Source organism: Shewanella sp. MSW, assembly GCF_007636515.1.
GTDB lineage: Bacteria > Pseudomonadota > Gammaproteobacteria > Enterobacterales > Shewanellaceae > Shewanella > Shewanella indica.
The window spans coordinates 13,504-27,333 of record NZ_LVDR01000020.1; the positions used below are offsets into that span (position 1 = coordinate 13,504).

The 13,830-nt window shown below is 51.2% G+C and carries 11 protein-coding genes and 1 pseudogene; 11 read left to right on the forward strand and 1 reads right to left on the reverse strand.

Annotated features, from left to right (window positions below):
- Window positions 1–173: 173 nt before the first annotated feature.
- From AYI96_RS17580 to AYI96_RS17615, 9 genes are all read left to right on the forward strand, one after another.
- A complete protein-coding gene (locus tag AYI96_RS17580) occupies window positions 174–1,136 on the forward strand; it encodes a LysR family transcriptional regulator (RefSeq protein ID WP_039035835.1) in 963 nt (320 codons plus the stop codon).
- Between the two features lie 33 nt (window positions 1,137–1,169).
- The gene (locus AYI96_RS20370; RefSeq protein WP_162835837.1) at window positions 1,170–1,337 is read left to right on the forward strand and encodes a hypothetical protein; all 168 of its coding nucleotides are present in this window, start codon (window positions 1,170–1,172) and stop codon (window positions 1,335–1,337) included.
- 9 nt (window positions 1,338–1,346) lie between these two features.
- A complete protein-coding gene (locus AYI96_RS17585; RefSeq protein ID WP_039035836.1) occupies window positions 1,347–2,789 on the forward strand; it encodes a disulfide bond formation protein B in 1,443 nt (480 codons plus the stop codon).
- A 117-nt stretch (window positions 2,790–2,906) separates the two neighbouring features.
- Window positions 2,907–5,108: a molybdopterin-dependent oxidoreductase gene (locus tag AYI96_RS17590; protein WP_039035837.1), complete on the forward strand. Its 2,202-nt coding sequence runs from the start codon at window positions 2,907–2,909 to the stop codon at window positions 5,106–5,108.
- Between the two features lie 11 nt (window positions 5,109–5,119).
- Window positions 5,120–5,668 carry a 4Fe-4S dicluster domain-containing protein gene (locus AYI96_RS17595; protein ID WP_039035838.1) on the forward strand — a complete coding sequence of 183 codons (549 nt, stop codon included), beginning with the start codon at window positions 5,120–5,122 and terminating at the stop codon, window positions 5,666–5,668.
- On the forward strand, window positions 5,665–6,288 hold the full coding sequence (locus AYI96_RS17600; protein ID WP_039035839.1) for a molecular chaperone: 624 nt from the start codon (window positions 5,665–5,667) through the stop codon (window positions 6,286–6,288). The genes AYI96_RS17595 and AYI96_RS17600 overlap by 4 nt, the downstream gene beginning before the upstream one ends.
- Before the next feature lie 18 nt (window positions 6,289–6,306).
- On the forward strand, window positions 6,307–7,272 hold the full coding sequence (locus AYI96_RS17605) for a formate dehydrogenase subunit gamma (RefSeq protein WP_071475636.1): 966 nt from the start codon (window positions 6,307–6,309) through the stop codon (window positions 7,270–7,272).
- 103 nt (window positions 7,273–7,375) lie between these two features.
- Complete coding sequence (locus AYI96_RS17610; RefSeq protein WP_144362077.1) at window positions 7,376–8,434, forward strand: porin; 1,059 nt, start codon at window positions 7,376–7,378, stop codon at window positions 8,432–8,434.
- Between the two features lie 75 nt (window positions 8,435–8,509).
- Window positions 8,510–10,408, forward strand: coding sequence for a methyl-accepting chemotaxis protein (locus AYI96_RS17615; protein ID WP_039035842.1), 1,899 nt, complete (start codon window positions 8,510–8,512; stop codon window positions 10,406–10,408).
- A 104-nt stretch (window positions 10,409–10,512) separates the two neighbouring features.
- Here the strand turns inward: AYI96_RS17615 and AYI96_RS17620 are convergent, their stop codons facing one another.
- Window positions 10,513–10,839: a YkvA family protein gene (locus AYI96_RS17620; protein ID WP_039035843.1), complete on the reverse strand. Its 327-nt coding sequence runs from the start codon at window positions 10,837–10,839 to the stop codon at window positions 10,513–10,515.
- Window positions 10,840–11,280: 441 nt separating this feature from the next.
- Here AYI96_RS17620 and speFL point away from each other — a divergent pair, with 441 nt between their 5' ends.
- Together speFL and speF are read left to right on the forward strand one after the other, a co-directional pair.
- On the forward strand, window positions 11,281–11,379 hold the full coding sequence (gene speFL / locus AYI96_RS20715) for a leader peptide SpeFL (protein ID WP_405130428.1): 99 nt from the start codon (window positions 11,281–11,283) through the stop codon (window positions 11,377–11,379).
- A 270-nt stretch (window positions 11,380–11,649) separates the two neighbouring features.
- A pseudogene (gene speF / locus AYI96_RS17630) lies at window positions 11,650–13,815 on the forward strand (ornithine decarboxylase SpeF).
- Window positions 13,816–13,830 lie beyond the last annotated feature (15 nt).

Sequence of the window (13,830 nt, forward strand, 5' to 3'; positions counted from 1 at the left end):
ATAAAAACAGGCTTTCGTTAATTTCATCTGAGGAAATAAGGTTTTTTCGCCTGGCTAAAAATAGGAAGCAATTCATGTTTCAAATAATTAACTATTTCTCAATGTGATCTTAATCTTGGCAATAGTCTAACAATGAATTCATAGTAATGTCTCTGCAGAGTGGGGACAGTTAGATGAAAATTGACAGCCTTAATTATAACCAGTTAAAAGTTTTACTAGCTGTATATAAACATGGCCAAGGAAACTTGGCAGCGGCCGAATTGGGCATATCCAGTTGTGCCGTCACTCGCACACTAAATGCGCTACGTGATGTATTTATGGACTCTTTATTTGTTCGTAAATCAAATGGATTAATTCCTACACAAAAGACCGAAGAATTAATCCCACACGCCAAATTACTAGTCGAGCAATATCAGTTGCTTGAACGGCAACACTCTGTCTTTTCCCCCAGCCAATCCGGCGGTCATTTTGTTATCAGGGCCTATGATGAGTTTGTCTATGCTGTTCATAAAGTCATAAATAATTACATTCTTCCAGAAGCACCCAACTTACGGTTCGATATTCGTACACTCAGCCATGACTGCAGCAATGAGCTCATTGGTGGCGGCGTCGATTTCGTGGTGGTTTACGAAGGTTTTGATGACACTAGGCTCAACTATGAAATCTTCTCTGAGACAGGTGATATCTACATTCTGGCCAGAAAAGATCATCCAATTCTGTCCGAATCCATGTCATTGGAGCAGTTGTCCCACTATCCACTACTGGAAATCGACAACTACAACGACCTGACTTGTCCCTTATTGGTAAATCTATGTCGGGACAATGGCCTGCAAATGGATGTTGCCGGTTACACAGACAGTGTCGCCACTGCAATGCAAATCCTTGCCGAGTCAGACTATATCACTCTCAGCTGCAATCAATTTACTCGCAAGTTTGTCGACATGTTACCTGGTGTCAGTTATCGAAGATTATCTGACAACATGATTGAAAATATAAAAGAAATTCGTAGCGAATACCGTACGGTAGGCAATTACATCCTTTATGGAAACATTAATAATTCCCCGGCTTTCAACTGGGTGAAATCAAAGCTCGTGTATGGATTGGAACGAGAATGGCGTTTGGCTGCGGCCACATAAGAGATAAATCACAAGTGAAACAAGAGGTATCCAATGGAGTTCACATTATTTTGTATTACGGCCTATGCCGCTTATCTGGTTTATAAGAAACCAGAAAAAGAAAAACTGGCAGATAAACTTCTTTTCGGTTGTATCGGAATGAGTTTCTTTATTTGGATCATGATGTCCTGGGGCGTTTTACTTCCTGTCGGTAACTACTAAAGAGTCGTTATGAAAGAGCATATATTCAACAAGTTGGCATCCTTAGCTGCTATTGTCATCATGGCCTTACCTGTGGGTATTGCCTGTTTCTTTTTCGGATTTATCCTGCTGGATAACCCTTGTGCATTTTGCTGGCAAGAACGTACAGCAATGATCTTGGTGGCGCTGACCGCTCTTTATATTGTGCGTTTTGGCCTCAAACCCAAATATATTGCTGCACTGGTCTGGTTGGGGATTTATGGCGCCTTTATGGCATCTGTGCATACCTCATTTAACCTGGCCAGCGATATCGGCCAAGGCTTCTCGCTGAAGATCATGGGCGCCCACACTTACACTTGGGCACTACTGGTCTTTATCGTGGTCCTTGTGGTTGTAGCGCTACTTATGCTGACCCTGGGCAATAAATTCCCCAGCAATGCCTATGGCAAACAGCCACTGGACGCTTTGCCTAAATTCGCCTGCGGTGTATTCCTGGTAGTGATCGCCGGCAATATAGTGCAAGCCTTCACCCAAACCGGCCCACTCCCCTTCGTCGGTCAAGACAGTCCAGGCCGCGTGTCCTTCAACCCCAAGTTCATGAGCTGGGAACTGGATCACTGGCCAACCTATGCTCCCAATGCCCGTGGCGCCTACGCCATCAGCAACCCGGACATGGATACCTGGAACAAGACTCCAGCATTGTTTGCCTCGGCTCCTGAAGCCAGACTACTGAGCCAGACAACACTGCCTGAAGCGATTTCCGGCCGGGTAACCGCCATCGACTACCAACCTGAGAGCCAGATCTATGCGCTGACCACTTCAGACAACTGGGTCTACATCCTGGATAACCAATTCAAACTGCTTACTCAGGCCCAAATCGACGGCATGTATATGCTGCACATTGAAACCTTAAGCGGCGTTAGCTTTACCTCAGCCAACAGCCTGCTGGTAATGGGTTTCAACAAAGCCTGGGCTGAGCTGGTTCTGGATCCTGCACAAAACTGGGAAATGAACTATCGCCGCTTCAACCAGAGCAGCGATGGCATTGGCGAAACAGCCCGTGGTCAGTTCAGCACTGTCAGAGCCAAGACCAGCTACAGCCTGGCGCTGGGTTACAGCAAGGCGCTGGATCAGTATGTGACCGTCACTACCCGCGATGAACTGAACGAAAACCTGGTGGTATCCCGTTTCGACAAGGGTGACATGACTCTGTCTGCCGAAGCCAATTTCAAAGGACTGGAAGGCAAGGCGCTGCCACAACTGACAGGTATCAGCGTCGATGATGAGCAAGCCTGGCTGCTCAACAATGATGCCAGTGAAGTGCTGCAACTTAACCTGCTCACAGGCGAAGTCTACTCAGGCGTGAAACTGCCTGGTACTGACAACCCACAAGGCTTACTGGTTCGCGACGGTCAACTGCTGACTGTTAGCCAAATCAACGGCCGTAACCAACTGCAAACCTTTGTAATGTAACGCACCTTAGCCCCGGGGGAGTTTCCCCCGGGGTAACGCCGGGAAACCGGCACAATAAAGGCCCTTGGGCCAACAATCATAACGGACTCAAGGTCCAAATTATGGTGAGTGATGACTATGAAAATCAATAGACGCACATTTCTACAGGGGGCCGGAGCCACAGCCGTGCTTTCGTCCCTGTCAGGGTTGACTCCCGGCGTAGCCAATGCCAAAGAGGCGGGAGCCAATTCAGGATTATTAGCCAAGCGCAATGGTAAAGTCGTGTACCATAGCTGTCTGCGTAACTGTGCCGCCCGCTGTCTGCTTAAGTTCCGGGTTCAGGATGGCCGAATGACTTACGTCACCGGCGCCGAGGAACAGGCCAAGACCGGTAAGGCTCCCTGCCTTAAAGGACAAAGCTACGTGCAATACACCTATGCCCCCGACCGTATTCTGCACCCCATGGAGCGGGTCGGTAAGAAGGGTGAAGGCAAATGGCGCCGGATCACCTGGGACGAAGCCTACAGCAAGATTGCCAGCCGCTTTAAGCAGATCATCGACGAGCATGGTTCTGAAGCGATTCTGCCCTACAGCTACTCAGGCAACTATGGTGCCATCGGCATGTCGGCCTCCGGTGAACGTTTCTGGAACCGTATCGGCTCCTCCATTTTGGAACGTAAGGTATGTACCTACGCCGCCTATGATGGTCTCAAGTCGCTCTACGGCACTTTCCTTGGCCCGGATCCTGAAGATGTAGTACTCAGTGACGTCTATTTGAACTGGGGACACGACGAAGTGGTCTCCAACACCATAGCCATTAAACTTATCAACGAAGCCAGGGATCGCGGTACTAAAATACTGGCGGTCAACCCACAGCGCACTCCGCTGTGTTCCCAGGCCGACATCTACCTGCAGCCTCGCCCCAGCACAGACGTACAACTGTGTGCCGGTATCATGAAGTATCTGGTAGAAAAAGATCTTATTAATCATAAATTTATTGCCGAGCAAACTGTAGGCTACGACGAGTTACTCAAGCGCCTCGATGAAATCAGCTACGATGAAGTCGAAGCCATTACCGGAGTGCCCAGAGCCAAGATGTTCGAGTTTGCCCAGGTGTTGGGTGAAAACGAAAAGACCATGCTGCGTATGGGTTACGGTTTCCAACGTAACTTCAACGGCGCCCGTATGGCCCGCGCGGTTGCCATGCTGCTCGCGGTCACTGGTAACTTCGGTAAACGCGGCAACGGCCTTATCTATGATAACGTTCATGCGGGCGGTGGTTTAAACCAATATCAAGCCAGCGGCAAATATATGCGTCCGAATCCGGATGCCCAGCGCATCAACATGACTGAGCTGGCCAAGGCGTTGCATCCAACTAACCCCACCAGCCACGATAAGCCCAGTAAGTCTATCCACGGGATGATCATCTATAACGGTAACCCTGTGGTTGTCGCACCGGATACCAATGCTGTCATCGAGGGAATGAAGCGCGAAGATCTGTTTGTTGTCGGTCACGACATGGTGATGACTGACTCACTGCAGTATTGCGACATCATAGTCCCGGCCGCCAGCCAGTTTGAAACCGATGATATTGTCGGTGACTACCACGGCTACTATGTGCAGGTATGCCAGAAGGTGATTGAGCCTCTGGGTGAATGTAAGTGTAACTGGACCTTCTTCCGCGAATTGGGTCAGGCAATGGGCTTTGAAGATCCAGCCTTCCAGGCCAGCAACGATGACATCATTCACGAGCTGCTGGATACAGATTCACCTTACTATAAAGGGGTGACTTACGACCGCTTGATGAAAGAGAAATACATCAAACTGGACATTCCTCAACCTGTATTGGCCGACGGTAAATATGAAACTCCAAGCGGCAAGATTGAGTTCAGTTCACAATTGATGGCCGATGCCGGTTTCCACCCAGTACTGGATTGGGGCCTGCCAGAGGATGAGATGGAACCCAAAGAGCGCGAGTTGCCATTCCGCTTGCTATCTTCCGGGGTACCACAGCGGGTTAACAGCTCCTTCTACAACGTGAAATATATCCGCGCCATCCCAGCCTACTACGTCAAAATCAACCCCAAAGATGCCCAGCAATACGGCATTGTCAACAACGACACAGTCAAACTCAGCAACCACAGAGGCGAAGCTAAATTTGTTGCCATGGTCACTACAGGTGTGCCAGAGGGCTCACTGATGACCCCTAAGTGTAACTGGCTCAGACTCAACCCCAACGGTACTGATGGCTGCACCAACTCGTTGACCACAGATAAATTGACCGATATGGGCGGCTGCTCGGCCTACCACTCAACCCGCGTGGCAATGGCCAAAGCCTGAAGGAGATCCTCATGGAAAACAAACATCAACTCGGATTCGTCTTCAGACAGGAAAACTGTGTCGGCTGCCAGGCCTGCACCATAGCCTGCCAGATCCATAACGAACTGCCGGAAGACGTGCGCTTTCGCAAGGTAGACCGTTACGAAGTCAAACGTAACGACGGCATGGTAGACGTGTGGCTCAGCCACTCCTGCATGCATTGCGGCAACCCGGCTTGTCTCATGGTGTGTCCGTCTCAAGCCTATACAGTGCGTGACGATGGCTTGGTGGTACTGGATCGCGAGAAGTGTACCGGCTGTGGCCTGTGTGTCAGTGCCTGCCCTTATGATGCGGTAGTCATGCTGAAAACCGATGGTAAGGCTGCCAAGTGCAACATGTGTATTGAGCTTATCGATCAGGGGCTCAAACCTGCCTGTGTCGACGGTTGTCCGGTCAAGTGTCTGGATACCGACAGAATACAGCAGGTATTGGCCCAGAAACCTTCTGCCAGCAAGCAAGGCGTAGGTTACGGCGACTGCATCACCAAGCCCAATATGGTCATCATCAAGGAGCGACCATGACACACCTCGACCTCGGTCCGGTCGCCAAAGGCTATCAGGCCTTGAAGGGGATGTTGTTTACCCCTTCGAGCCCTGAGTCGCTCAAGCGGCTTATCGACTGGCTGGAACAGGAGCAGCGCTACCCAGAGCTGCTTCAGGAAGCCCAACAATGGCAATCAGAGCCACTGGAACTTGAGTGTGACTTCAACCGTATGTGTATCGGCCCCACCAAATTGCTGGTGCCACCCTATGAATCTGTCTACCGCGATGTCGGTCGACAGCTGAATACGGACCGTACCATGAAAGTCGCCGACTTCTATCAACAGCTGGGACTGGTGATAGATACCAGGTTCAACGAACCGGCGGACTACATAGGCAATGAGCTGGAGTTTCTGTTTTGTGCTGAGGCCCTGCGCCATCAGCAACAAAACGAAGATCCGGCCGCGGCCGATGAGCTGGAACAGTTGGCGCAAGTCTTCCTCGAGCAACATCTTGGCACCTGGTATCAGGCGTTCACTGAAGGGATCTGCCAACATGCACGGCAGGATTTCTGGCGTTGCTATGCCCAGGTGCTGGAAGACTTCCTCACTTCCAGACTGAAGAATTCCGGGGTCGAGACTCCGACTGCAAAGCATCATTAAGATGTTTAAGGATTTGACATGAAAAGTTTGAATGCCTTTATCTCAGGTGCTGTGGCCTTAGTATTCAGCTTACCGCTGCTGGCCGCCGACACTCTGACACCCGAACCACAACAGTGGCAACCTATACAGGAAGTGGCTATTCAGGGCGATATCCCCGAACTCAGGGGTATGCCGCAACAAGCTCAGTTCCCGGATGCTCTGCCCCCCGTCAATCAAGGGTATCTCGATACTCTGGCGCCGGCCTCCTGGTGGGCCGACCTCCTGAGCTACAGCTTCTTTGGCATGATAGTGCTGCTGGCACTGTTCGTGGCCATCAATGGCAAAGCCAAGCTGAGTCAGGGCTTTTCCGGCAAAAAGGTCGACCGTTGGAGTGGCATGGATGTGTTGGTGCACTGGGTCGGCGCTATCGCCTGCCTGCTGCTGATCATCACAGGCCTTATCATGGTTGCCGGCCGCTTCTGGCTGGAACCCAACATGGGCGCCTCCCACTGGACCGGCTTTATCGGCACTTCGGTAGCCCTGCACGACCTGATGGCCTTCCCCTTCATCCTGGGATGGGCGGTCATGGTGGTCAAATGGGCCGGTAAACAACTGCCGGAAGCCTGTGATATCGGCTGGCTCAAAGTGGTTGGCGGTTACCTGAACTTCGGCCCCTTCAAAGGCAAGCATCCGGATGCCGGTTTTGCCAACGCCGGTGAAAAACTCTGGTTCTGGTGTTTCGCCTTGTTCGGTGCCCTGATGGTCGGCTCGGGTCTGGTGCTCATGTTCCCAAGCCTGGTGGCCACCAAAGACGGTGCCAATTTGGCATTGATCCTCCACCTTGTCAGTGCTTTTGTGCTCGGTGCCTTTACCGTAGTGCATATCTATATGGCCACAGTGATCTCTGAAGGCGGTATGGAATGTATGCTCAGCGGCAAGTGTGACGAAAACTGGGCAAAACAACACCACAACCTCTGGTACAAAAGCCTCTCAAAAGGCAAATAACTCCCACGCCCTCCTCCTGCTCCCGGGGGAGGGCATCCCAAACCTATGATAGCCGCGGCCCTGACGGGTCGGGGATCCCTATACCCAAATGAGGGACAAACAGATGAGAACATCTACCCTATGTTTACTCGGTTGTGCCCTGCCGCTGACAGCAATGGCAGCCGATAATGGCAGTAACAACGATTGGCAAGAGCTCGACCAACGGCTAAAGCGTCTGGAACAGCAACAAGTCAGCTCCAGCGCCGAGAACAGCAGCTTCAGCCTCTATGGTTCACTGCGCCCGACCCTGGTTTACAGCGACAGTGACATCACAGATGAATGGGATGTGGGTGATGCCCTGTCCCGTATCGGCGTCAAGGGTCGCACCGAATTTGCCCCCGGCTGGGCCTTGCTGGCTCAAGGTGAATGGAAAATTAACCTCAATGGTGATGGCAGCTTCGGCGATGCCCGGCTGGCATTTGCCGGGGTGGATTCCCCCTATGGTCAGCTCAGCTTCGGCCGCCAACGGCCGGTGCAATACACCCTGGTAGCCGAATATACAGACATATTCAACAACGCCAACAGCCCATTTGCCTACAATCAGGAAAGCCCCTTCTTTGCCGACAATCTGGCGTTGTATCAGTTCAAATTGCAGCACTTTACCCTGATGGCCTCGGCACGCTTCGATGGTGAGGGAGATAACAGCGGCGCCGATGCCATCAACGCCGGTCTGGGCTTTGACTGGCAGGGGTTACATTTGGGGGTCAGCTATCTGGAACAGGACAATTTCGAAGGTGAGCTGAAAACCGGCAAAGATAAGACCAGCGCCGCCGCTGTGGCCTACAGCTTCGACAGCGGCATCTATCTGGCGCTCGCCTACCAGTACAAAGACTATCAATTGACTGGCAGCGAAGACAGGGACGGCAGCACCCTGGATGCCGCGCTGGCGATTCCCCTGTCACAGGACTACAAACTCAAGCTGGGCTACTTCCGTTTCGATGATGGCCTGGAGTCCGATATCAGCTTGGATTATCAGGGCTTCAACACCACCCTGGAATGGAATCCTGCCAGCAATGTGCGCTTGCACCTTGAATATCTGCAGCAAGACAACGAACAACGCGCTACCGACAAGAGCATTGCCTTCGGCATTCGCTACGACTTCGATCTGAATTGGAAAGGCTAACCCTAACCAGACGCCCTCCAGAAGAGGCCGACTCCGGCCTCTTCTATTCAGCGCATATCATGGAGTTAGCAATAAATGGGATTTAAGAAATCACTCGTGGCCTCTATGGTCACTTTAGTCGTCCTTAGCCTGTTGATCTCAAACTGGCTCTCCTATATCCAAATCAAAGAGGCCACCATCGCCGGGGTCAACGACAAGCTCACCAGCGTTACCCGCAATGAGTCCGATAAAGTCGCCACCTGGTTTGGCGCCAAAGCCCAGGCAATGGATCAACTGGCCCGACACTACCACCAAGGGAGCTATCGGGACAGCTACGCCAGCACCGCACGCCTCACCACAGATCTCACCGGGGTCGCCCGCATCTACTTCGGCTTCGATGACGGCAGCGCCTATTCCACAGAGACCAGCGATAAGTGGTTTAACGGCAGAGCGATTGCGGGGAAATACGACCCCAGAACACGCCCCTGGTATCAACAAGGGAAGGCCACCAACCAGCTCGATGTCACCGATATCTATACCGACGATGGTACCGGCAACAAGGTGATCTCCATCTTGAAAAACTTGGGCAATGGCGTGGTTCTGGGCGACATAGAACTCACCTATCTTCATAAGGTTGTTAGCGCGATAGACTATCCGGGCGCGGTAGCCCTTATCACGGATCAGACAGGTAAAGTGCTGGCTTCGGAGTCCCCCCAATTGGTGACCGGCAGCCACTTTAGCGATTTTGGCCTCCCCCAGGTGGAGCAGAAGCTGCTTGGCAATGATGAGATGATGCAGGAATACCGTATTGATGGCGTCGATAAGCTCGCATTCTCTAAAGCAATTCCCTTGGTCAACGGCAAACAGTGGTATCTGCTCATCAGCGTGGATAAGTCGGGCGCCTATGCGGTGGTGGATCAGGCTCTGAAAAACGCCATAATCTCTTCTGCCATCATGTTGCTGTGTGCCATTACTATCTTGCTCGGGGTACTATCTCTGCTTTATCGCCCTATCTTGTCCCTCAAGGTTATGGTCACCGAGTTATCGAAAGGCAATGGCGATCTCACCAAACGGCTCAAGATACACAACCAAGATGATCTGGGGCAAATTTCCCAGGGGATCAATCAGTTTATCGCTAACCTGCAAGCCATGATGCAGGAAGTCATGCAGGCCTCGACACACATCTCAGGTGGCGTTGAACGGCTCAACACAGAAACCGAGACCAATCGCCAGATATTGTCGGCGCACACCAGAGAAACGGAACAAATTGTCGCCGCAGTGGAAGAGATGAGCGCCACAGCCAACGATGTCGCCCAAAATGGCAGCACAACCGCTTCCTTTACTCAGTTGACCAACGAACAGGCTCTGGCATCTAAACTAGTGGTTGCCGAGGCGACCGAAACGGTCAATCGCCTGGTCAGGGAAGTTGAGCATACCGCAAACCAGATAGGTCAAATCGACCGGGATACCACCAATATCACTCAGGTGTTGAAGGTCATCGGCGATATCGCGGATCAGACCAACCTACTGGCGCTCAACGCAGCCATTGAGGCGGCGCGAGCCGGTGAGCAGGGACGAGGGTTCGCCGTGGTGGCCGACGAAGTAAGGGCTCTGGCGGCGCGCACCCAGGACAGCACCGCAGAAATTGAGGTAACGCTGAACAATCTCAGAGAGGCATCCAATAGTGCGATCCACTCGATGGAGAAAACCAAACAAACCTGCCTGAAAACAGCTAAAACCACAGAGAGAGTCGCTACAGACCTCGATACCATAGGCGGGTCGGTCAATCAGATTAACGACCTCAATACTCAGATAGCCACCGCCGCCGAAGAGCAAAGCTCGGTCTCGGCAGAGATTACCCGTAACATGAGCGCTATCTGCGAAATGGCCAACGAGCTGGCTCGCAGCGGTGAAGCCAGCCGTAACGAAACCGCCAACCTGGCCACCGCCAACCAACAGCTGGAACAGATTGTGGGGCAATTTAAACTCAGTTAAACAAGTAGATCACGGGGGCTTACACCCGAAGCCCCCTTTCCCAACGGCAACTGAGACAAACCCTTAAACAAGGTTTAGTATAAAACCGGCTTAAGGGTACTCGTTTAGTCAAACCAACGCTTCAGCGTCTGATCAGCTTCCTGTTTCACCTCGGCGTTCACATAAAGACTCACCATGGCAAGTGCCGCCGCCAAAGCACCGAGATCATCACTGAAACCCACCAAGGGGGTCAGATCCGGAATGGCATCCAAAGGAGTAATAAAATAGGCCAAGGCACCAAATATTGCGGCTTTGGCCCATTTTGGGGTATCTGGCCTCTGGGCGGCGTAGTATAGCCAGAGCGCCTTCTGGACGACTTCCCGACCAGCCTGCTTGGCGTAATCCTTGAGCTTGGCCCAAAAACCACTGTCGCTGTATTGCTCTTGTTCCATCTCACTCTCCACAACCAATAAAGAGGACAGTATTCAACCCTGACCAGGCTAACGTCAAGCATCACTCAAAAGAGTCATTATTGGAATAATCAACCCACTTATTTACCTTTGTGCAACAACCATGATCGGCTGAATGTTGATGCAATAAAAGTAGATAAGAACCCAACAATAACATTCCATAACACATAAAAATTTAATTCAGATAATTACCATCTCATTAATTATCTACAGCAAATATAACTATAAGGTGTAAATTTTTAATACAAGCTATTAAAAACAATAATTTTTTAAATCACCCAGATACATTCCTTAACAACTAATTAGAATTATGACTTGGCTCATACTTTTATTTTTTGCCCAGATATAAACTCGCCATTAAGTTATCACCAGTGCTTTTCTCTAGACGTAACGGAGCAGTATATGAAGAGAAAGTCTAAAATCATGGCGCATATAAGGCGCACCCGACATATCATGATGCCGACCCATCGTGATTATTTTGACCACGCTTTCTTTTTCCCTGCCACAGCCCTCTCCAACTAATGGAGATAGGCTGCTCCGCGCATCCATCTCCTTAGTATCCCCAACACATACAATTAGTTGCTTTTACTCGGCCGGTAATATCCTGCACGCGTATTGGTAAGGCTTTCTTATACCTTATTCTCTGACGAAGCATTCGTCATGGTATCTCTACGCCTTACTGAAATATCGCTGCTTGAATATATCAGCCCAGGGCTGACTTTATCTAAATTTTAATATTGGAATTTATTTTCCGATACGAGCCCTGCTGACTTTTTTAAACAAGGTTATTTTATGAAATCATTAAAAATTGCAGCAAGTTTATCTGTTCGTTCTTGTTTTGATACTGAAAGAGAAGTTGTCAACGTATTAACTACCGATTTTTGCGATATTGGTGCCGTGGTTGTTTCAGTAACAGACGTTAATAACGGCATAGTCGACAAAATCAACAATACAGGCCTAAAGCTACCCATTTTCGTCGCCGTATGTTGTGAAGAAACCTTCCCAGATGATATCTGCTCTGCCATTACCGGCGTATTCGAGCTTTGCGCCAGCAGCAGTACTGAGTTTTACGGCAAACAGGTAGAAACCGCACTCAATAAATATGAGCAGGCACTGCTGCCACCTTTCTTCGGTACACTGAAGAAATATGTGGAAATGGGTAACTCCACCTTTGCCTGCCCAGGACACCAAGGCGGCCAGTTCTTCCGTAAGCACCCTGTTGGCCGTCAGTTTTTTGATTTCTTTGGCGAAACAGTATTCCGCTCCGACATGTGTAACGCCGACGTCAGACTGGGCGACCTGTTGATCCACGAAGGCGCCCCCTGTGATGCCCAGAAGCATGCCGCCAAAGTATTCAATGCCGACAAGACTTACTTTGTCCTCAACGGCACTTCAGCCTCCAACAAGGTGGTGTGTAATGCGCTGCTGACCAAGGGCGATCTGGTACTGTTTGACCGCAATAACCATAAGTCAAACCACCACGGCGCGCTGATCCAGGCCGGTGCTACCCCGGTTTATCTGGAAACTGCCCGTAACCCCTTCGGCTTTATCGGCGGTATCGATGCCCATTGTTTCAGCGAAAACTATCTGCGCGAAGAAGTACGCAAGGTTGACCCCAGCCGTGCCGATGCCAAGCGCCCCTTCCGTCTGGCGGTAATCCAGCTGGGTACCTACGACGGCACCATATATAACGCCCGTCAGGTCGTGGACAAGATAGGTCACCTGTGTGACTACATATTGTTTGACTCCGCCTGGGTGGGCTATGAGCAGTTTATTCCCATGATGAACGACTGCTCACCGCTGTTGCTGGAGCTGACCGCAGAAGATCCGGGGATCCTGGTGACCCAGTCGGTACACAAACAGCAGGCCGGTTTCTCACAAACCTCGCAAATCCACAAGAAAGACAGCCATATCAAGGGCCAGGACAGATACTGCAACCATAAACGTTTCAACAACGCCTTTATGTTGCACGCCTCCACCAGCCCTTTCTATCCGCTGTTTGCCGCACTGGATGTCAACGCCAAGATGCACGAAGGCGCCAGTGGCCGCTTCCTGTGGCGTGAGGCGGTGAAAGCCGGTATCGAAGCCCGTAAACTGCTGCTGAAAAAGTGCAAATATATCAAGCCGTTCATTCCGCCAATGATAGAAGGTACCCCATGGCAGGATCATGAAACCGAACAGATGGCCGATGACCTGCGCTTCTTCGAATTCGAACCCGGTTAGAAATGGCATGCCTTCGAGGGATATGAGAAAGGCCAATACTTCGTCGACCCTTGTAAGTTCCTGCTGACGACTCCGGGTATCGATGCCGAAACCGGCAAGTACACCAACTTCGGTATTCCGGCGACGATTCTTGCCAACTTCCTGCGTGAAAATAACATCATTCCGGAGAAGTGCGACCTCAACTCGATTCTGTTCCTGATCACCCCGGCCGAAAACATGGCCAAGATGCAGCATCTGGTATCTCAGATTGCCCGCTTCGAGAAGCTGGTCGATGAAGATGCACCGCTGTCTGAAGTGCTGCCCAATGTCTACAACGCCAACAAGGAACGCTATCAGGGTTACACCATACGCCAGCTGTGTCAGGAGATGCATGATCTCTATGTCAGCCATGATGTAAAACAGCTGCAAAAAGAGATGTTCCGCCAGGCCCACTTCCCCAAAGCCGTGATGAACCCACAGGAAGCCAACATAGAGTTTATCCGCGGCAATGTGGAGCTGGTGCCCCTGTCACAGGTGGAAGGTCGCATCGCGGCCGAAGGCGCCCTGCCTTACCCACCGGGAGTGCTCTGTGTGGTTCCCGGCGAGATCTGGGGTGGCGCGGTTCAACGTTACTTCCTCGCCCTGGAAGAAGGGATCAATCTGCTGCCGGGTTTCTCACCTGAGCTGCAGGGTGTGTATCTGGAACAAACCCCTGAAGGCCGGCAACAGGCCATGGGCTATGTCCTGAAAGCTTAACCATAAGCGGCGGGG